Origin of the sequence: Rhodococcus sp. 114MFTsu3.1 (assembly GCF_000383555.1) — a bacterium.
GTDB classification, from domain to species: Bacteria; Actinomycetota; Actinomycetes; order Mycobacteriales; family Mycobacteriaceae; genus Rhodococcoides; species Rhodococcoides fascians_E.
Genome location: NZ_KB911560.1, coordinates 50,608 through 70,781 on the forward strand (window position 1 = coordinate 50,608; position 20,174 = coordinate 70,781).

15 protein-coding genes are annotated in these 20,174 nt (G+C 65.2%); 6 read left to right on the forward strand and 9 right to left on the reverse strand.

The features are described from left to right. Positions 1 to 10: 10 nt before the first annotated feature. Positions 11 to 1,186, reverse strand: coding sequence for an acyl-CoA dehydrogenase family protein (locus H292_RS0123905; protein WP_019665318.1), 1,176 nt, complete (start codon positions 1,184 to 1,186; stop codon positions 11 to 13). A 77-nt stretch (positions 1,187 to 1,263) separates the two neighbouring features. On the opposite strand from H292_RS0123905, the gene H292_RS0123910 reads away from it, so the two are divergent. Genes H292_RS0123910 through H292_RS0123930 form a run of 4 tightly spaced genes read left to right on the forward strand, consistent with a single transcriptional unit; the run spans position 1,264 to position 4,551 of the window. Next, positions 1,264 to 1,830, forward strand: coding sequence for a histidine phosphatase family protein (locus H292_RS0123910; RefSeq protein ID WP_019665319.1), 567 nt, complete (start codon positions 1,264 to 1,266; stop codon positions 1,828 to 1,830). A 1-nt stretch (position 1,831) separates the two neighbouring features. Further along, positions 1,832 to 2,314 (forward strand): RidA family protein, encoded by a 483-nt coding sequence (locus tag H292_RS0123915; RefSeq protein ID WP_020113080.1) that lies wholly within the window; start codon positions 1,832 to 1,834, stop codon positions 2,312 to 2,314. A 9-nt stretch (positions 2,315 to 2,323) separates the two neighbouring features. Further along, complete coding sequence (locus tag H292_RS27985; RefSeq protein WP_020113081.1) at positions 2,324 to 3,808, forward strand: ABC transporter permease subunit; 1,485 nt, start codon at positions 2,324 to 2,326, stop codon at positions 3,806 to 3,808. Further along, entirely contained in the window at positions 3,805 to 4,551 is a 747-nt protein-coding gene (locus H292_RS0123930; protein WP_019665322.1) for an amino acid ABC transporter ATP-binding protein, read from the forward strand. Before H292_RS27985 ends, H292_RS0123930 begins: the two co-directional genes overlap by 4 nt. 40 nt (positions 4,552 to 4,591) lie before the next feature. Here the strand turns inward: H292_RS0123930 and H292_RS0123935 are convergent, their stop codons facing one another. The 5 genes from H292_RS0123935 to H292_RS0123955 form a co-directional block, all read right to left on the reverse strand. Then, positions 4,592 to 6,643: a xanthine dehydrogenase family protein molybdopterin-binding subunit gene (locus H292_RS0123935; protein ID WP_020113082.1), complete on the reverse strand. Its 2,052-nt coding sequence runs from the start codon at positions 6,641 to 6,643 to the stop codon at positions 4,592 to 4,594. Further along, a complete protein-coding gene (locus H292_RS0123940) occupies positions 6,640 to 7,635 on the reverse strand; it encodes an FAD binding domain-containing protein (protein WP_020113083.1) in 996 nt (331 codons plus the stop codon). Before H292_RS0123940 ends, H292_RS0123935 begins: the two co-directional genes overlap by 4 nt. Next, complete coding sequence (locus H292_RS0123945) at positions 7,632 to 8,126, reverse strand: 2Fe-2S iron-sulfur cluster-binding protein (protein WP_019665325.1); 495 nt, start codon at positions 8,124 to 8,126, stop codon at positions 7,632 to 7,634. Before H292_RS0123945 ends, H292_RS0123940 begins: the two co-directional genes overlap by 4 nt. Positions 8,127 to 8,216: 90 nt before the next feature. After that, positions 8,217 to 9,695 carry a carboxylesterase/lipase family protein gene (locus H292_RS0123950; RefSeq protein ID WP_020113084.1) on the reverse strand — a complete coding sequence of 493 codons (1,479 nt, stop codon included), beginning with the start codon at positions 9,693 to 9,695 and terminating at the stop codon, positions 8,217 to 8,219. A 133-nt stretch (positions 9,696 to 9,828) separates the two neighbouring features. Continuing rightward, the gene (locus H292_RS0123955; RefSeq protein WP_170945279.1) at positions 9,829 to 11,520 is read right to left on the reverse strand and encodes a DEAD/DEAH box helicase; all 1,692 of its coding nucleotides are present in this window, start codon (positions 11,518 to 11,520) and stop codon (positions 9,829 to 9,831) included. Positions 11,521 to 11,970: 450 nt separating this feature from the next. Between H292_RS0123955 and H292_RS0123965 the strand changes: the two genes are divergently transcribed. Further along, positions 11,971 to 13,758, forward strand: coding sequence for an AMP-dependent synthetase/ligase (locus tag H292_RS0123965; protein ID WP_027499048.1), 1,788 nt, complete (start codon positions 11,971 to 11,973; stop codon positions 13,756 to 13,758). 43 nt (positions 13,759 to 13,801) lie between these two features. Here the strand turns inward: H292_RS0123965 and H292_RS0123970 are convergent, their stop codons facing one another. Continuing rightward, complete coding sequence (locus H292_RS0123970) at positions 13,802 to 14,416, reverse strand: alpha/beta hydrolase (RefSeq protein ID WP_020113087.1); 615 nt, start codon at positions 14,414 to 14,416, stop codon at positions 13,802 to 13,804. Positions 14,417 to 14,472: 56 nt separating this feature from the next. Here H292_RS0123970 and H292_RS0123975 point away from each other — a divergent pair, with 56 nt between their 5' ends. Further along, positions 14,473 to 17,895, forward strand: coding sequence for a TM0106 family RecB-like putative nuclease (locus H292_RS0123975; protein ID WP_020113088.1), 3,423 nt, complete (start codon positions 14,473 to 14,475; stop codon positions 17,893 to 17,895). 6 nt (positions 17,896 to 17,901) lie between these two features. Here H292_RS0123975 and H292_RS0123980 read toward each other — a convergent pair whose 3' ends face one another. Further along, positions 17,902 to 18,876, reverse strand: coding sequence for an ABC transporter substrate-binding protein (locus H292_RS0123980; RefSeq protein ID WP_231383917.1), 975 nt, complete (start codon positions 18,874 to 18,876; stop codon positions 17,902 to 17,904). 88 nt (positions 18,877 to 18,964) lie between these two features. After that, positions 18,965 to 20,158 carry an alanine racemase gene (locus tag H292_RS0123985; protein ID WP_170949159.1) on the reverse strand — a complete coding sequence of 398 codons (1,194 nt, stop codon included), beginning with the start codon at positions 20,156 to 20,158 and terminating at the stop codon, positions 18,965 to 18,967. Positions 20,159 to 20,174: the final 16 nt, after the last annotated feature.

Below are 20,174 nucleotides of genomic sequence, written 5' to 3' on the forward strand. Positions count from 1 at the left end.
TGCCCTACCCTCACAGTCCGAGAATCGTCGACGCGATGATCTGCCGCTGAACTTCGTTGGAGCCACCGTAGATGGAGACCTTGCGATAGTTCAGATACGTCGGAACCGAACGTTGAGCCCAGCCGGGACTCTCGATGTCGTCACCGGCCTCGTAGGGCAACGAATCCGGACCGGCGATGTCCATCAACACCTCCGTCGCGGACTGCTGCAATTCCGAACCGCGGAGCTTCAAAATCGACGACGCCGGGTTGGGCTTGCCGTCGGCGGAACTCGACACCAATCGCAGCTGAGTCAGTTCCAGTGCCAGAACCTCGTTTTCCAGCTCCGCGAACCGCGCCGCGAACAGCGGGTCCTCGAGCAACGTACCCTCGCCGACCTTCGTCGCCGCCGCGTACTCCTTCGCGCGCTCGAGCCGAACCTTGGTGTGGCCGACGCGGGCGACACCCGTCCGCTCGTTCCCCAGCAGGAACTTCGCGTAACTCCAGCCCTGGTTCTCCTCGCCCACAAGGTTTTCCGCGGGAACGCGCACGTTCTCGAAGAACACCTCGTTGACCTCGACGCTGCCGTCGATCAACTTGATCGGGCGCACCGTGATGCCCGGCGTCTGCAGATCGATCAACAGGAAGGAAATACCTGCCTGCTTCTTCGGCGCATCAGGATTCGTCCGCACGAGCGCGAAAATCCAATCCGCATACTGCCCCAGCGTCGTCCACGTCTTCTGCCCGTTGACGATGTAGTCGTCTCCGTCACGCAGTGCCGTCGTCCGCAGCGACGCGAGGTCCGAACCTGCCTCCGGCTCCGAGAATCCCTGACACCACCAGATGTCCAGATTCGCGGTCTTCGGGAGGAACTTCTCCTTCTGTTCCTGCGAACCGAACGTCGCGATGACCGGCCCGACCATCGACGCGTTGAACGCGAGCGGCTCGGGAACCGATGCCAGCTGCATCTCGTCGAGCCAGATGTGATGCTGTACTGCCGTCCAATCCCTGCCACCGAACTCGCTGGGCCAGTGCGGGACCGCGAGGCCGTTGGCGTTGAGAATTCGCATCGTCGTCACCATGTCCTCACGGCTCAGTTCGATGCCCACCCGGTTCTTCTCGCGGATCTCCGCGGGAATCTCGGTGGTGAAGAACGTCCGCATCTCGTCGCGAAATGCGGCTTCCTCCTCTGTCAGGGCAAGATTCATAGGGGTGCCTCCGATATCGACCACGTATGTCCTCTTCGACCGTACTCTGCGGTAACTGCGATAATCTTCTCTTCACTATGACTTTTCTGGCACTGGTCCGGCACGGAGAAACCGACTGGAATCTTCACGGCCGTCTCCAGGGCAGTTCCGACATCCCACTCAACGACACCGGACGCGCACAGGCCCGCGAAGCCGTGTACGAACTGTCCGAACACTCGTGGGACCTGCTGGTCTCCTCACCGCTCTCGCGTGCGGCCGAGACGGCCGACATCATCGGCTCGCACCTCGGTATCTCCCGCACCGCCACCTACCCCGATCTCGCCGAACGTCACTTCGGCGCCGCGGAGGGGTTCACCGACTACGACGCGTACTCCCACTGGCCGCACGGGATGTATCCCGGCCTCGAGCCACGACGCGACATGATCGTCCGCGGAGTGCGCGCGGTCGACGAGATCGCGGCCGCAAATCCCGAGTCCTCGGTCATCGCCGTCGCGCACGGCGGAGTCATCCGCGGCATTCTCGACGCCATCCGGGGCGTCACGTCCCCACGGATCCTCAACGCGGGCGTCTCGACGCTCCTGCACGACGGATCCGGATGGACCGTCGAGACGATCAACGGTGTCCCGACGACGAGGCTGTGGTGACATGCACATCGAGAAACGCATCGAAGAACTCGGCTTCGTCCTCCCCGCCGAGGCGCAGGCACCTCCCGGATTCGAATTCTGCTTCGACTGGGCCCGGGTCCGCGGCAACCGCGTGTACGTATCCGGTCACTCACCGCAGCGTCCCGACGGCTCCCTCGCAGGCCCGTTCGGTGCGGTGCCGTCGGACATCTCCCTCGACGCGGCCACCGACGCGGCGCGAGACGCGGCTCTCGCGGTGCTGGCCAGCGTCCGTCGCGCTGTCGGCGACCTCGACCGCGTCTCGGCCTGGCTGACCGTCTCCGGGATGGTGAACGCGGACCACGGCTTCACACAGACCACCACCGTGATCAACGGTTTCTCCGACGTCGTCCTTCAGGTGTTCGGCCCGGAGATCGGGGCACATGCCCGCAGCGCGATCGGCGTGGCCGCGCTACCGATGAACAATGCCGTGGTTGTCTCGGCGGAATTGGAAATCGACGGGTAGGTTTTTCCAGTGCACCGAAAAGCGCTCGCTCTACTGGCCGCGATCGTCGCTCTGCTCGCCGTGGCCGGCTGCGGATCGTCCGGTTCGGTACTGGACAAGATCCGCGACGACGGCGTGATCGTCGTCGGCACCGAAGGGACCTACAGTCCGTTCAGCTTCCAAGGTTCCGACGGCCAACTGACCGGGTACGACGTCGACGTCGTCAATGCCGTCGCCGGCGAACTCGGGGTCGGCGTCGAATTCGTGCAGACACCGTTCGATTCGATCTTCGCCGGCCTCGAATCGCAGCGCTTCGACCTGATCGCCAACCAGGTCACCATCAACCCCGAACGGCAGAGCGCGTACGACCTGTCCAAGCCGTACACCGTCTCCGAAGGCGAGATCCTCACCGCGGCGAACAACACTTCCATCACCTCCGTCGCCGACCTCGCCGGCAAGACCACCGCGCAGTCGTCGACGAGCAACTGGGCCGAGGTGGCCGCCGATGCCGGTGCCGACGTGGAGGCCGTCGAAGGGTTCGTCCAAGCGGTCACCCTGGTGAAGGACGGCCGAGTCGACGCCACCGTGAACGACAGCCTCGCCGTCGCCGAATATCTGAAGGAAACCGGCGACACCGGCGTGAAGGTCGCCGCACAAACCGGAGACACCAGCTATCAGGCGTTCGCCGCCCGCAAGGACAGCGGACTGATGGACGACATCGACGCCGCGATCGACACCCTTCAGGCCGACGGCACACTCGCCCGGATCTCCGAGAAGTACTTCGGCTCGGCCGTCGCTGCACCCACCGCGGACACCCAGGCTCCGACGTCCGACGGCGCTGCGAGCGAACAACAGTCGAAGTTCGACCTGATCCTCGACAACCTCTGGCCGATGCTGAAGGCCACCGTCACCATGACGATTCCGCTCACCGCCATCAGTTTCGTCGTCGGACTCGTCATCGCCCTCGGCGTCGCGCTGGCGCGGATCTCGTCCACCACAGCGCTCTCGTCGGCCGCCCGGTTCTACGTCTCGATCATTCGCGGCACTCCCCTGCTGCTGCAGCTGTTCATCGTCTTCTACGCGCTGCCTCAGTTCGGCGTCGTGATCGATCCGTTCCCTGCCGCGGTGATCGCCTTCTCCCTCAACGTCGGCGGATACGCCGCGGAAGTCATCCGAGCCGCCATCCTCAGCGTGCCCAAGGGCCAGTGGGAAGCGTCGCAGACCATCGGTATGGGCTACCGGACCACGCTGCAGCGCATCGTCCTTCCCCAAGCCCTGCGTACCGCGGTCCCTCCGCTGTCGAACACACTGATCTCGCTGGTGAAGGACACTTCGCTGGCGTCGACGATCCTCGTGACCGAACTTCTGCGCGTCGCCCAGCTCGCCGCCGCACCCACCTTCGACTTCTTCGCGCTCTACAGCGTCGCCGCCCTCTACTACTGGGTGATCTGCATGATTCTCTCGTTCTTCCAAGGCAAACTCGAAGTCCGACTCGACAGGTACGTGGCCAAATGACAGATCTTCTCGAAGTCAAGTCTCTGCGAAAGTCGTTCGGCCCGATCGACGTCCTCAGCGACGTCTCCTTCACGGTGCCGTCGGGCACGGTCACCGTCATCATCGGCCCGTCGGGATCGGGCAAGACCACGGTTCTGCGATCTCTGAACGCTCTCGATCCCGCCGATGCAGGCATCGTCCGCATCGGCGACGTGACCGTGGACTTCGGCGCGAACCCCTCCGCCGCAGCTCTGCGCGCATATCGCGCCCAGAGCGGAATGGTGTTTCAGCAGCACAACCTGTTCCCGCACAAGACCGTGTTGCAGAACATCACCGAAGGCCCGGTCATCGTGCAGAAGCGCCCCCGCGCGGACGCCGAAGCCGACGCACACCGCCTGCTCGACCAGGTCGGCCTCGACGCCAAGGCCGATCAGTACCCGTTCCAGCTCTCCGGCGGCCAACAGCAACGCGTCGGCATCGCACGGGCATTGGCGCTGAAACCGAAACTGATGCTGTTCGACGAACCGACGTCGGCACTCGATCCCGAACTCGTCGGCGAAGTCCTCGCCGTCATCAAACAACTCGCGTCCGAGGGCTGGACGATGGTCATCGTGACCCACGAGATCCGGTTCGCCGAGCAGGTCGCCGACGAGGTGCTGTTCATCGAAGGCGGCGTCGTGGTCGAACGCGGAACTCCCGCCGACGTACTGAAGAACCCCGCCGAGGCCCGAACGAGGCAGTTCCTCAGCCGTCTGCTCCTGTGAGCGGAAATGTAGGCATTGGCCTACATTTCCGCGCACGTGACTAGAGGTGCGGAAGGACCTTGTCCAGAGTGATGGGAAGGTCCCGGACCCGCACGCCGGTGGCATGGAAGACGGCGTTACCGATCGCTGCGGGGGAACCGACCGTACCGATTTCGCCGATTCCCTTGCCTCCCATGGGGCTCAGTTCGTCGTCGTGCTCCTCGACCCAGGTCGCCTCGATGTCGACGGGAATGTCCGCGCACACCGGAACGTGATACTCGGCGAAGTCGTGGTTGGAGAATCCGCCGAACTCCGGATCGGTGTTTCCCGCTTCCATCAACGCCATGCCGATCCCGAAGGTCATGCCGCCGATCAGTTGCGACCGAGCGAGGCGCGGATTCATCACACGCCCGATCCCGAAGACACCGAGCATTCGCCGGACCCGCACCTCACCGGTGTCGACGTCCACCTCGACCTCGGCGAACTGCGCACCGAACGCCATGCGTGCGAAGTCCTTCTGCGCGTCCAGGTCGTCGGAGGTGTCGACGGTGACCTCGGCCGGGCCGGTCTTCGAGGCGAGTTCCGTGCACGCCTTCGTCACCGCCCACCCCCAGGACGACGTGCCCGAGGAACCGCCTGCACCTGGGGCCTTCGGCAGCGCACTGTCACCCAGCTTCAGGACCACGAGATCCGCGGACACACCGAGGGCATCGGCGGCGATCTGCCGCAACACGGTTCGAGCGCCGGTACCGATGTCCGACGCCGCCACGGACACCGTGACGGAGCCGTCCTCGGCCCGCGTCGCCGACGCCGTCGACGGGCTGATCAGCACCGGGTAACTCGCCGTGGCGACACCGGTACCGATGAGCTTGCGCCCTTCCCTGCGATGCCCCGGACGTGGATCGCGCTCCGCCCACCCGAACCTCTCGGCTCCCTCACGCAGACACTCGACGACGCTGCGCGAGGAGAACGCGTTGCCACTCGCCGGGTCCACGTCCGGTTCGTTCAGTATTCGCAACTCGATCGGATCGATTCCGACCTCGTAGGACAACTCGTCGATCGCCGTCTCCACCGCGAGCATCCCGGGAGCCTCGCCAGGTGCCCGCATCCAGCGCGGCGTCGGGACATCCAGCACTGCCAGTCGATGCGTGGTGCGACGGTGGGGCGAGGCGTAGATGTGGCGCGACGACTCCGCGGTCTGCTCGCAGAATTCGAAGATCTGCGACGTCTGCTGAAACGTGTCGTGTGCCAACGCCGCGAGGGTGCCGTCGGCGGATGCACCCAACTGGACGTGGTTGATCGTCGGCGTGCGGTATCCGACGAGATCGAACAACGCCTGCCTCGGCAACGCCAGCTTGACAGTGCGGCCGACGGCACGCGACGCCATGGCCGCCAGCACCGCGTTCGGCCGGGTACTGCCCTTGGCGCCGAACCCGCCGCCGACGTTCTCGGCGACGACGCGGACGTTCGACGGGTCCAGACCGAACACCGTCGCGAGGTCCCCTTGGACTCCGGAGGGCGCCTGCGTCGAATCCCACACCGTCAGAACGCCGTCCGACCATTGCGCTGTCGTCGCGTGCGGTTCCATCGGACTGTTGTGCATGGGAGCCGTCGTGTACCAGCGGTCGACGACGTGGGCCGCGGACGCCAACGCCGAGTCAGGATCGCCGACGGTCACGTCGGTCGGAAACCCTGCGTTGACGGTCTCCGGCGCATACAGCGACGCGTGATCCGTCGTCAGTTCGTTGTCCGGCCGCGCCTCGTCCGCGTACGTCACCCGAACCTGCGCGGCGCCCTCGCGTGCGGCCTCCAGGGAGTCGGCCACCACTGCGGCGACGATCTGACCACGGTAGGCGACTCGATCGGATTGCAGCACAGCAAGTTCGGTGTCCTCGATCTCACCCAATTTCTCGGCGTTCTCGTGCCACAGCAGCGTGACGTCGGCCGGCGCGGTCACCTGGGAGACGCGACCTGTAGGAATCTCCGCCGGGACATACCAGCAGTAGGCCGGCGCCGTCTCCGCATGCTGCTCGACAGCGTATCGCGCCCGGCCGGTCACCTTCGCGACGCTCTCCGTCCGGGGGATCGACTGCCCTATCGATGCGGTACTCATTCCTGCACACTCCTGGCTGCCAGATCGGTCAGGGCCTCGGTCACCAGATTGCGCACCAAGGGAACTTTGAACCCGTTGTCCCGCAACGGCACCGCGGCCTTCAATTCCAAGTCGATCGCTTCACGAAACGCCTCGTGCTTCGCCGACCTGCCCAGCAGTTCACCCTCCGCGGTGATCGCACGCCACGGCTTGTGCGCGACTCCGCCGAGCGCCACGCGCGCCTCGGTGACCTGACCGCCCTCCACCCGAAGGACCGCAGCCACCGACGCGAGCGCGAATGCGTAGGACGCACGGTCGCGCACCTTCCGGTACAGCGACACCGCGCCGTCGGGCAGCGCAGGAATGTCGATGGAGGTGACGATCTCGTCGTGGCCGATGGTGGTGTCCAGATCGGGATCGTGTCCGGGTAGCCGGTACAGCTCCCCGATCGGCACACGATGGGCCCCGTGCGGGCCCTGAATGTTCACCACCGCATCCAACGCGGTCAACGCCACTGCCATGTCCGACGGATGCGTCGCCACACAATGATCCGACGCCCCGAGGATGGCGAGGTTGCGATGATCACCCGCGATGGCCGGACAGCCGGAACCAGGATCACGTTTGTTGCACGGCTTGGAGGTGTCCATGAAGTAGACACACCTCGTGCGCTGGAACAGATTGCCCCCGACGGTGGCCATGTTGCGGAGCTGACCCGACGCACCGGACAACACCGCACGCGACAACACGGGATAGCGCGAGCGAACCACCGGATGCACAGCCAGATCACTGTTGCTCACCGCTGCGCCGACCCGAAGCGACCCGTCGTCCAGAATGTCGATCTCACCGAGCGGCAACCTCGTCACGTCGATGAGCGACGACGGTTGCGCCGCACCGAGCTTCATCAGATCGACCAGGTTGGTCCCACCGCCCAGAAGCGCGGAATCCGGATCCGACGCAAGCCGATTCACAGCGTCGGCGACGTCGGTGGCGACGTCGTAGGTGAACGTCTTCATTCGCTTGCCTCCATCACTGCGGGCACGATGTTGGCGTAGGCACCGCAGCGGCACAGGTTGCCGGACATCCGTTCGCGGACTTCCTCGCGGGTCAGGCGTGGGTGATCGTCCTCGGTGACCGCGCTCGGCCAGCCTTGCTTCGCCTCCTCGATGACGGCAACGGCCGAGCAGATCTGCCCGGACGTACAGTATCCGCACTGAAACGCGTCGTTGTCGACGAAGGCCTGTTGCACAGGATGGAGCGTGTCACCGTCGGCGAGGCCCTCCACGGTCACCACCTCGCGGCCCTGGTAGCCGACTGCGAGGGCGAGGCAGCTGTTGATGCGGCGGCCGTCGACGAGCACGGTGCACGCACCGCACTGGCCGTGATCGCATCCCTTCTTGGCGCCGATCAGATCGAGATGTTCTCGAAGTGCGTCGAGCAGAGTCGTCCGCACATCGCAGTCGAAATCGTGGTCGGTGCCGTTCACGCGCAGCGTCACTCTGGTCATGCGGTCGCAATTACCCAGGATCGTAGAATTCTCAAACATAGTGGCGCACAACAAAGGCCAGCCTAACCTCCCTCGCCTATGTGAGTAAATCTAGGTGAACCCGAGAATCTCCTCACCCCATGCCCGACGGAGTTCGCGGTCCGGGTCGTCGACCTCCGTGTCGTGCTTGTCGATCAACAGAGTCGTCCGAGTCGCCTCGTCGTACGGAGCCCACGGATCACGTCCGTACGCGAAATCGACCCAGCGGCGCCGGAGACGCTCACCGACCGCTTCTGCAGTTCTGCGACCACCCAGCTTGAACGTCGGGTCCTTGGGAACGACGCCGAAGTTGCCGAACACATAGGGCACCTCGGTACCGTGCATCGCGCCCAGCCTGGTGATCTTCAGGAACGGAGTCGCCTGGTCGAAGCGATACAGAAAAGTGCGTGCCCGACGACTGTGCGCCTCCGCGATCCACAGCGTCGGCATTCGAAACGCTGCATCGCGCGAAATTTCGAGCGCCGACCGCTTCGTCGGATACCCCGGATAGGCCGACGTGACCTCCACTTCCTCGTCGGACCTCATCTCGGGATGATCCTCGGCGATCGCCTGGAACATCTCGTGCACCTTGTCCGGGGTGATCGGCATCAACGGCGACTTCATCAGCTTGAACATCGACGATTCGTCGTGGTTGGTCCCGATCAACAGAGGGACCGCGTGCTGGTACCCCTTCTGGAAGGCCGCGACCGGGTAGTGCGGGACCAGATCCCTGTCGACGACGGGAGCCAGCGCCAAGGTTCCCGGCACTTTCGCCGGGATCTCCTGCACCAACTCACCCGTCGCTCGCACGATGTCCCCGATGTCGAGCCCCCGCAGTCCCGACGCCTCCACCCCCGCGAGTTCCAGGAAACGCTCCGCAATGGACGACGCCCTCTGCGCCCCGTACACCGATGTCGCCGGGGAGCTCTCCGCGATGACCCGGTGGAACAGTCCGGCAGCCGCAGGCGAGACCATCAGGGTGGTGACCGACCCACCGCCCGCCGACTCCCCGAACAGCGTCACCTGCGACGGATCACCGCCGAAGCCCGCAATGTTGTCCCGCACCCATTCCAGAGCCGCGATCTGATCACGCAGACCGACGTTGGAATCGAAATCCCCGAACGCCGAGAAATCCAGAAACCCCAGCGCACCGAGACGGTAGCCCACCGTCACCAGCACCACCTGACCGTCGGTGACCAGCGTCCTGCCGTCGTACACCCGTTGCGCGGAGTTGCCCAGGTAGTACGCGCCGCCGTGAATCCACACCATCACCGGCAAGCCTCGGGCGCCGGCCGGGCTCCACACGTTGAGCGTCAGGCAGTCCTCGCCGACGGTCAGGCCCGGGTCGATGGGCAGGGGGCCGTGCTCGGTCTGCGGCGCGATGTGCCCGAACTCGGTCGCGTCGCGCACGCCCGACCATGCCGTCGGCGGCCGCGGTGCCCGCAGCCGCAGATCGCCCACCGGGGGCGCCGCGTAGGGAATTCCCTTCCACACGGCCACACCGTCGTCGACGATTCCCTGCACCTGTCCATACAGTGTCTGCGCGATCACCGACTCATGATCCCCTGCCGGCGGTGCGTCGTCCCGACAAGTCGATCGAATTCTCGAGGTGCGGACCACCGGCCCGGTGGACACGAGAAAACCCCCATCCGACGTGCGGGTGGGGGTTTCTCGTGTGCTCGTGTCAGTCCCGGGGACGACGGCCCTTGAACTTGCCGCCGCCGCGGGGGCCACCGCGGCCACCGGGAGGACCCGAATCAGGCTGAAGCTGAATCAACACACCGCTGATCCTGGTGCGCCGCAACGCCTCGACCGTCTCGTCGGCGAGATCGGCGGGCAGCTCGACGAGCGAGTGATCGGGACGAATGCTGATGTGCCCGAAGTCCGAGCGCCGGAGCCCACCCTCGTTGGCGATGGCACCGACGATGGCACCGGGAGCGACGTGATGACGCTTGCCGACGGCGATGCGGTACGTCGCCATCGCCTGGCCGGTCTTGCGGTGGTGCGAGCTTGCGGCATCGTCGTCGAACGTCCGCGCCGGCCGCGGCTCGCGCTTCTCGCGAGGTGCGCGCGGCGGGGCAGGAGGCTCGGGCTTGAGCAGGAACTCCTCGCCGTCACGGGATTGAACGGCCAGAGCCGCTGCGATGTCCGCCAACGGGACGTCGTGCTCACGCTCGTAATCCTCGATGAGCTTGCGGAACAAACTCAGGTTCGGCGAGTTCAGGCTCTCGGTGATGGAGTCGCCGAACTTCGTGACACGTTGGGCATTGACGTCGTCGACGCTCGGCAACTGGATCTCGGTGATCGGCTGACGCGTCGCACGTTCGATCGCCTTGAGCAGGTGACGCTCCCGCGGTGCGACGAACAGCAGCGCCTCGCCTGCACGTCCCGCTCGCCCGGTGCGACCGATGCGGTGCACGTAGGACTCGGTGTCGTGCGGAATGTCGTAGTTGATGACGTGCGAAATTCGGTCGACGTCGAGTCCGCGTGCCGCGACATCGGTCGCGACCAGAACGTCGATGGTGCCGTTCTTGAGCTGACCGATGGTGCGCTCACGCTGAGCCTGGACGATGTCACCGTTGATGGCCGCTGCCGAGAAGCCCCTGGCCCGCAGTTTCTCCGCGAGTTCCTCGGTGGCCTGCTTGGTACGGACGAACATGATCATCGCCTCGAACTCTTCGACCTCGAAGATGCGAGTGAGTGCCTCGAGCTTGCGCTGATGCGCCACCTGGACGTACCGCTGGGTGATGTTCGGTGCCGTCGACGTCTTGGTCTTGACGGTGATCTCCACCGGATCGTGCAGGTACTGCTTGGAGATCTTGCGAATGGCAGGCGGCATCGTCGCGGAGAACAGCGCAACCTGCTTGTACTCCGGAGTGTCCGAGAGAATGCGCTCGACGTCCTCCTGGAAGCCCATCTTGAGCATCTCGTCGGCCTCGTCGAGCACCAGATACTCGAGATGCGACAGATCGAGCGTCCCCTTCTCCAGGTGGTCGATGACACGACCGGGCGTTCCGACGATGATCTGCGCGCCCTTGCGCAACCCGGACAGCTGGATACCGTAGGCCTGGCCGCCGTAGATCGGAAGAATGTGCAGGCCCGGAATGTTGGCCGCGTACTTGCCGAACGCCTCGGCCACCTGCAGCGCCAGCTCACGCGTCGGCGCCAGGACGAGCGCCTGCGGAACACGCCGCTCTACGTCCAGACGCGACAGGATCGGCACGGCGAACGCGGCGGTCTTACCGGTGCCGGTCTGCGCGAGGCCGACGACGTCGCTGCCGTTCATCAACGGCGGAATCGTCGCCGCCTGAATCGGCGACGGACTCTCGTAGCCCACGGCATGCAGAGCCTTCAGCACGCGCTCGTCGATACCCAGATCGGCGAACGTGGTGGTGGGAGACTCGGAAGGGGACTCGGCGGAGGGGGTCGCTTCGGAGGACGCCGATGCCGACCCGCTCGAAGTGGACTCGTCAGTCGTCACAGCGGCATCCTGATTCGGCAGTGTTGAACAAGTAGTCGATTGTGCTCATATACAGCCGAGCTTAGTCCCTGTCACGGACTCGGACAGACGAGTGTCGCAAATCAGCGGTCGACGTCACCTCCCACGCCCCGTCCCGCCGACCAGCATCGTCGGTGTCGTGGTGACCGAGGCGACACTCGCTGTCGAAATCGACGGTCGCAACAGTTATTGTGCACTGCGAGTCACACCTAACTCCACACGACTGGTCGGAAAAATTCGCAAACCGGACACCCTCGGTAGTGCAACACGGCCCCGAATGTGATGAAATGCACACCTGTTACGTCATTTTCCCGGAGGGGTCCTACAGTGCGCGAATATTCTGTGCCGGCGTCATTCACCATTCCCGACGATGCTTCGATGGCCGATACCGTTTTCCGGTACGAGAAGGAGTCCCCGAACCTCGTACCGTTCCAGCGTCTCGTCGGCGGAACCTGGACCGACGTCACCGCAGCGCAGTTCGCCAAGGAGGTCAAGGCCGTCGCCAAGGGCCTGATCGCCTCCGGCGTCGAGCTGGGCGACCGCGTCGCGATCCTGTCGGCAACCCGCTACGAGTGGGTCGTCCTCGACTACGCCATCTGGACCGCAGGCGGCTGCACCGTCGCGATCTACGAGACCTCCGCAGCCGATCAGGCTCAGTGGATCCTCGAGGACTCCGCCACCAAACTGCTGATTCTCGAGACTCCCGCACATGCCGAGGCACTGAAGGAGGTCACCGAAGGCGCAGCAGACCTGCGCGAGGTGCTGCAGATCGACGCAGGCGCCATCGACGAACTGACCACCCGCGGTGCAGGGATCAGCGACGAGGACCTCGACACCAGGCGTCACCAGGTGAAGGCGTCGGCGCCCGCAACGCTGATCTACACCTCCGGAACGACCGGTCGCCCCAAGGGTGTCCAGCTGACGCACGCCAACTTCTACGCCGAGGTGCAGGCCACACAGCTCGCTCTGCACGATTCGATGAAGGAGGGCAACCGCACCCTGATGTTCCTGCCGATGGCGCACGTGTTCGCACGCGCTGTCTCCTTCGGCGCATTCGAGTCGAAGGCCACTATCGGCCACACCTCGGACATCACCACGCTGCTCGACCAGTTCGCGACGTTCAAGCCGGACTTCATCCTGTCCGTCCCGCGTGTGTTCGAGAAGGTCTACAACTCGGCCAAACAGAAGGCACACGACGGCGGCAAGGGCGGCATCTTCGACAAGGCCGCGGCCACCGCGATCGAGTGGAGCGAAGCCCAGGACAAGGGCGGCGCCGGACTGCTCCTGAACATCAAGCACACCGTGTTCGACAAGCTCGTCTATTCCAAGCTGCGCGCAGCACTCGGAGGCAACTGCGACCGCGCGATCTCCGGCGGCGCTCCCCTCGGCGCACGCCTCGGTCACTTCTTCCGCGGCGTGGGAATCCCCGTCTACGAGGGCTACGGCCTCACCGAGACCAGCGCGGCCATCACCGTAAACACCACCGCCGAGCAGCGCATCGGCAGCGTCGGCAAACCGCTCAACGGCCACGCCGCCAAGATCGCCGAGGACGGCGAACTGTTGCTCAAGGGCCCGGTCGTCTTCGGTGGCTACTGGCACAACGAGAAGGCGACTGCGGAGTCCATCGTCGACGGGTGGTTCCACACCGGCGACCTCGGTGCCATCGACCAGGACGGATACGTCTCCATCACCGGCCGCAAGAAGGAAATCATCGTCACGGCCGGCGGCAAGAACGTCGCACCTGCCGTGCTCGAGGACGCACTGCGCGCACACGCCCTGATCAGCCAGACCCTCGTCGTCGGAGACGCCAAGCCGTTCATCGGCGCGCTTCTCACCCTGGATCCCGAAGCCCTGCCCGGGTGGAAGGAACGGCACAACCTCACCGACATCTCGTTCGAGGACCTGAAGAAGCACCCCGACTTGGTCGCCGAGATCGACAAGGCCGTCGCCGACGCCAACAAGAAGGTGTCCAACGCCGAGCAGATCAAGAAGTACAAGATCCTGGAGCAGGACTTCACCGTCGAATCGGGAGAACTGACCCCGACGATGAAGCTCAAGCGGAACATCATCCACCAGGAGCGCGGCTCGGAGATCGAGTCGATCTACGCCAAGTAGACAGTTTCTGCGTGTGGCGGGCGGACCCGGACCGGGCCGCCCGTCACACGTGTGTCAGGAGGAACTCCGCGGCTTCGAGCGAAACCGTCCGGTGAACCTTCTCGTGCAGTAGATCGTGGCCCGCGTCCTCGAATTCACGAAGGCGGGCGCCCGGCACGTTCGGGATCCACGACCGGACTGCGTCGATGGGCGCCATGCGGTCGTCGACACCGTGCATCGCCAGCAGCGGCAAGGTGGAATCGCTCAGATCGGTCGGCTTGCCCGTCGTCGACTTGGGAGTTCCGCACAGTACGACCGACGCGAAACCGTCCGGGTTCTTTCCGAGCGCAGAGATTGCCGTCGCGGCACCGAGCGAGTGGCCCATCAGCGCGACCGGGACACCCGAACGCTCGGAGCGTGCGATGTCCGCGAGCTGCAGGGCATTGTCGGCAAGACCGGTGATCTGCGACGCGTCGGACAACTCGCCCTCGGTCAGCCCGTGACCGACGTGATCGACCGCCCACACGTCGATGTTCTCGGTGTTCATGACGCGGGCGAACCGATGATAATTGCCGCTGTTCTGGCCCAAGCCGTGCAGAAACACCAGTACGAGACGGGGATGCGGCGTGGTCCAGGACCGATAGTGCACGGCCCCGGTGACTCCTTCGAAAAACGGCATTCGACTATTTTGCCTTCTCGACGGACCTGTCGCTGCATTCACCTACAGTTGGGCGCGTGTTCGTACTCGGTGATCAGGTCATCTACAGCGCCAGCGACCTGTCGGCCGCAGCCGAATGCGAATACGCATTGCTGCGCACCCTCGACGCCAAACTCGGCCGGACGAAGCCGGTCCCCACCGCACCCGACCCGATGCTGGAACGCACGTCGGAACTCGGATTCGCCCACGAACGACGCCAACTCGACGCGTTCCGGAAACGGTTCGGCGCGGGCGTGTCCATCATGCCGCGCCCCGAACGAACCATGCAGGGCCTCGCCGACGCGCACGCCGCCACCATCGAAACCGCGCTGTGGGGGTACGACGTCCTGTACCAGGCGACATTCTTCGACGGCCGGTTCCTCGGATTCTGCGACTTCCTCGTCAAGGAGGACGCGGGGTACTCCGTGTACGACACCAAGCTGTCCCGCCACGCACGCGTCCCGGCACTACTGCAACTCGCCGCCTACGCCGACGCACTCGGATCGAGCGGAATCGATGTCGCCGACACCCTGCACCTCATGCTGGGCGACGGAACGACCACAGACCACGCCCGGCGGAACCTACTCCCGATCTACCGTCGCCAACGTGCCCACCTCGAAGACATCCTCGACGAACACGTGCGCGACGGCGACGCCGTCGACTGGGCCGACCCTCGCTTCACCAAGTGCGGGCGCTGCGAGATGTGCGACGAGCAAGTCGTCGCACGGGACGACCTCCTCCTCGTCGCCGGATTGACCGGAGGCCACCGAGCGCATCTGCACGACGCCGACGTCACCACAACCGTCCAACTGGCATCCGGCGACGGCCCGATCGACGGCATCTCGGCTCGCATCCTCGGCAACCTGCGCGCGCAAGCAGGTCTGCAGATCACCCAGTCCGCAAGCGGCAGAACAGAGTACGAGATCTTCGACGCCGACGCGCTCGGCGCCATCCCCGAACCGAATCCCGGCGACATCTTCTTCGACTTCGAAGGCGACCCACTCTGGGCAGAACCAACCTCAGGAGCCGATCCGCGGGCTGCACTCCCGGCAGGATCCACCGAGTGGGGCCTGGAATATCTGTTCGGCGTTCTCGACACCGACGGGCAGTTTCTTCCGTTGTGGGCGCACGACCGCGTACAGGAACGCCAGGCCCTGATCGACTTCCTCGCCTACGTCGTCGAACGCCGGAAACAATTTCCCGGCATGCACGTCTACCACTACGCCGCCTACGAGAAGACCGCGCTGCTCAGGCTCGCCGGGCGATACGGCGTCGGCGAGGAGGTCGTCGACGACCTCCTCCGCGACAACGTGCTCGTCGACCTCTACCCCGTCGTACGAGCATCGCTACGCATCGGCGAACGCTCCTACAGCATCAAGAAACTCGAACCCCTCTACATGCCCGCGGGGCGCGACGGCGACGTCACCAACGCCGCGGCGTCGATCGTCGAGTACGCCAACTGGTGCGACCTCCGAGACGAGGGCAGGACCGAGGAAGCCGATGCACTATTGAACGAGATCGCCGACTACAACCGCTACGACTGTGATTCCACTCTGAAACTACGAGACTGGCTGCTGGAGAGGGCTTCCGACGCAGGAATCCCACCCCGCCACGCGGCGGACATCGGCGCCGACACCGAGGAAGAAGCCACCCCGCTGGAAGAATCGCTCCGCGAATTCGCCGGACTCACCGGCGACAGGTCCGATCTCCAGCACGCCGTCGCACTCTACGGCGGATCCATCGGATACCACCGACGCGAACGAAAGCCGTTCTGGTGGGCACACTTCGACCGGTTGCAGAGCCCCGTCGACGAGTGGGCCGACGCCCCGGGAGTGTTCACCGTCGACTCGGCGGAAGCCGAGAGCGAATGGGCGAAGACCACGCCGCGGCAGAAGTTGCTGCGACGGCGACTGAGACTGACGGGCGCGGGAAACGTCGAGAAGTCGGTCCGGTTGCTCTACGACACACCCGCACCCGACGGCCTGGAACAGCCTCACCCGTCGTACCGGGCGTGCAGCCGAGGCGACCTGGTCGAGGCCGAGGACGACGTCGTCGTGATCGAGGAGAAGCTGACAGCAGGCGCGGACCCGTGGTCGGCGCTGCCGATGGCCGCAGCGCCGGTCTCACCCATCCCCACGGTCAGCATCGAAGCGGCGATCGTCACTGCCGCCGAGGAACTCGCGGCATCGTTGCCCGACCTCCCTGCAACGGCAGTCGCCGATCTGACATCACGGTCGGCTCCTCGCACGCGGTCCGGCTCCGGGCTTCCCGCCGTCGTCGGCAGCGACTACATCGGCGCGATCCTCGGCGCACTGACCGATCTAGACAACTCGTACCTCGCCGTGCAAGGACCACCCGGAACCGGCAAGACCTACACCGCGGCCGCGGTCATCTCCTCGCTCGTCCGCGATCACCACTGGCGTATCGGCGTTGTCGCACAGTCACATTCTGTGGTGGACAACCTGCTCGACGGGATCGTCCGCGCCGGGGTCCCCGAACAGCTCGTCGGCAAGAAGAAGGCGCCCGACGGCGTGACCGAGCTCGAGGAGGGCAAGTACCCGTCCTTCGTGGCCGACGCAGCAGAGGGTTGCGTCGTCGGCGGAACCGCCTGGGATTTCTCGCACACCACCCGCGTCGTCCCCGGATCGCTCGACCTGCTCGTCGTCGACGAAGCCGGACAATTCTCCCTGGCCAACACCATCGCCGTCGCAGGGTCCGCACGAAACCTGTTGCTACTGGGCGACCCTCAGCAACTCCCCCAGGTCAGCCAAGGAACACATCCGGAGCCCGTCGACGAGTCCGCGCTCGGATGGCTCGCCGCCGGGCATGGTGCACTTCCCGCCGACCGCGGCTACTTCCTCAGCCGCACCTGGCGCATGCACCCCGACCTGTGCGCACCGGTCTCCGCGTTGTCCTACGAGAACAAACTGTTCTCCAACGAGGACGCCACGTCCCGACGCGTCCTGGACGGCCTGCGACCCGGACTGCACACGGTGACCATCGACCACGACGCCAGAACCACCGAATCACCCGAAGAAGCAGAAGAAGTTCGTCGACAGATCGAGAAGATGGTCGGCCTGCCGTGGACCAACCCCGACACGCACTCCGGTCCCCGCCCACTCGAGCCGACCGACTTCATCGTCGTCGCCCCGTACAACGCCCAGGTCGCCTGCATCCGAGAGTCATTGGACCGCGCCGGACTGGCCGAGGTCCTCGTCGGAACCGTCGACAAGTTCCAAGGCAGACAAGCCGCAGTCGCCCTCCTGTCGATGACCGCGTCCAACCTCGGTGACTCACCCCGCGGAGCGGGATTTCTGCTGTCCCGAAACCGGTTGAACGTGGCCCTCTCTCGCGGGCAATGGGCAGCAATGATCATCCAGTCCCGAACCCTCGCCCACTACCTCCCCGCCACCCCCGACGGCCTGGACTCCCTCGGGGCGTTCATGGCGTTGACCGGATAGCAGCCGCTACGACGCCCTCGTCCAGGAGCCGATCGAACCGGCGATCGTGTCGGCAATGGCCGACGCGGTGATGACCAGCCCGTTGTTCAATCGAGGATCGAGCACAGCGGTCCTACCCTCGGCGACCGCAGGGAGCGCCTGCCATGTTCCCGCCGCACCGACAACCGCAGGGTCCGTCGTCTGGTGGAAGATGTAGTCCGCATCCGCTATCGAGGACAGGTTCTCGAGCGACAGCTGCTGATTGCCTTTCTCGTCCGCGGGGTCGAAGTACAGCACGTCCAACCCGAGATCTCGGGCCACGGTGGTGCCGATCTGATTGGTCCACAAGTTGACGTAGCCCTTCGCGGCAGGTTCGCTCGTGACCAACGCAATCCTTCTGCCCACCAACGCGTCTCCCAGTTCGGAGCGCGCATCGGCGACGGTCGCATCGTAGGCGTCGAGCAGCACCGCTGCGTCCGATCCCCTCCCGAGAGCGTCGAACTGGCTCGACATCTGCGCTCGGAAATCCGGTTCGTTCACCTCGACCGGCAGCACGGGAGCAACCTGCGACAACAGCTCGTTGCCGTACCAGTCCAGCCGCCACCCGTTGGCGCGCATCACGATGAGATCGGGAGCGAGCGCTGAGACTTCCTCGATGCTCGGACCGTCCGGACCGCCGATGGACTGCACGTCCCTCCCTATCCGTCCGTCGTACTGACCGGCCGGAAGAGATCCCGGCGCGGCCGTGTTGCCCGTTGCGACAAGCGGATACCCGACGAGCAGAGCGAACTCGAGGTCGCCACGACCCTCCATCACGACGACACGAGCAGGGTCTCGCGGAATTGTCGACTCGAATCCGTCACCTCGCACGGTCACCCTCGCCGCGGACTCCGAACTGTCCTGCGTGACCGACGATTCTGCGCGAGCGCACCCAGCCAAGCCCAGCAAGGACACACTCCCGACCATGAACGACCGTCGAGACAACCCATTCTTCAGATGCATTAGGCAATGCTAAGTTAATGCCTTCCCGGCCCCGACTTGCGTTCATATAGTTCGAGACGACCCGGCTCCACAGACCGAGGCGACGCGCCTAGCCGAAGTTCTTGCCCTCGCCGCGGTACGTCGGGACCACGCTGACGCTGCCGTCGGACTCGACGACATGCAGCGTATCGACCCGCTCACACGGCTCTCCGGCCTTCGCGTTACGGAACCAGATGCGATCACCGATACGCGCACCGCTGGTGGCGACGGGAGTCTGCACCTCACCGGCGCCTTCGTTGCGCAGAAGCTTCAGCCCTCCCCGCAGGATTCCCTGCGCAGTTCGGGAGAGCGCCACCGGGGCGGGCAGACGCGACCTCGATGCCTGACCCGACGCGACGTATCCCCCACCGAACACCGTCGCGATCGTCGGCGTCGGCGTACGAACGACCGGCAACACGAAGTACAGCGCAGGCTCCGGCGTGAATGCCCGGTAGCGGTCGAACAACGTCGGCGCGAACAACCCCGACCCGGCCGTCACCTCGGTGACCGAGGACGCCGCGGAGCTGACTTCGAGCGACCCGGTGCCACCGCTGTTGACCAATTCCAGCGGGCCGACGGCATCGACGACCGCGTCGACAACCGTCGACCGGCGGGTCCGCAACTCTGCAGCCGACGCCTTCTTCATCAGCTCGACCACCGCGTTGGAATCCGGCAGTCCCGCGATCTGCGCCTCGTAGAACATGACACCGACAACCCGGAATCCTCGGTCCTTGGCCGTCCTCGCGAACGACGCCACCTGCGCAGGCTCCCGCAGCGGTGACCGTCGGACACCGAGGTGGATCGGCCCCAGACGAAGCGAGGCGTCGACGTCGATGCACACGCGCGGCCGAGGCCGATCCGAACCGGCGGCCTCGCGAATCACATCGAGATGGGCGGGATCGTCGATCATCAGCGTGATGCGCCCCGACAGCACCCGATCTCGGGTGATCTCCTCCAACGAGACCCTGTCCACCGTCGGATACCCGACCAGAACGTCCTCCGCCCCCGCCCTCGCCAACCAGATCGCCTCGGCCGGCGAGTACGCCATGATTCCCTCGAACTGCTGTGCTGCAGTGAGATTCGGACCCAGCACACGCTCCAGAATCGCCCGGGAACGGACCGACTTGCTGGCGACACGAATCGGCGTCGACCCCGCCCGCCGCCGAAGATCAGCAGCGTTCGCGTCCAGAGCCCCCGCATCGACGACGGCGAACGGCGGCTCGAGATGCGCGGTGGCGTCGGCGAGAAGATTCAGAGAGGGCATACGGTCGGTCGGCACC

Bases quoted from the DNA above. Each gene is read 5' to 3' on its own strand.
- H292_RS0123905 (WP_019665318.1), bottom strand. From the start codon at position 1,186: ATGAATCTTGCCCTGACAGAGGAGGAAGCCGCATTTCGCGACGAGATG.
- H292_RS0123910 (WP_019665319.1), top strand. From the start codon at position 1,264: ATGACTTTTCTGGCACTGGTCCGGCACGGAGAAACCGACTGGAATCTT.
- H292_RS0123915 (WP_020113080.1), top strand. From the start codon at position 1,832: ATGCACATCGAGAAACGCATCGAAGAACTCGGCTTCGTCCTCCCCGCC.
- H292_RS0123930 (WP_019665322.1), top strand. From the start codon at position 3,805: ATGACAGATCTTCTCGAAGTCAAGTCTCTGCGAAAGTCGTTCGGCCCG.
- H292_RS0123935 (WP_020113082.1), bottom strand. From the start codon at position 6,643: ATGAGTACCGCATCGATAGGGCAGTCGATCCCCCGGACGGAGAGCGTC.
- H292_RS0123940 (WP_020113083.1), bottom strand. From the start codon at position 7,635: ATGAAGACGTTCACCTACGACGTCGCCACCGACGTCGCCGACGCTGTG.
- H292_RS0123945 (WP_019665325.1), bottom strand. From the start codon at position 8,126: ATGACCAGAGTGACGCTGCGCGTGAACGGCACCGACCACGATTTCGAC.
- H292_RS0123970 (WP_020113087.1), bottom strand. From the start codon at position 14,416: ATGCCGTTTTTCGAAGGAGTCACCGGGGCCGTGCACTATCGGTCCTGG.
- H292_RS0123980 (WP_231383917.1), bottom strand. From the start codon at position 18,876: ATGCATCTGAAGAATGGGTTGTCTCGACGGTCGTTCATGGTCGGGAGT.
- H292_RS0123985 (WP_170949159.1), bottom strand. From the start codon at position 20,158: ATGCCCTCTCTGAATCTTCTCGCCGACGCCACCGCGCATCTCGAGCCG.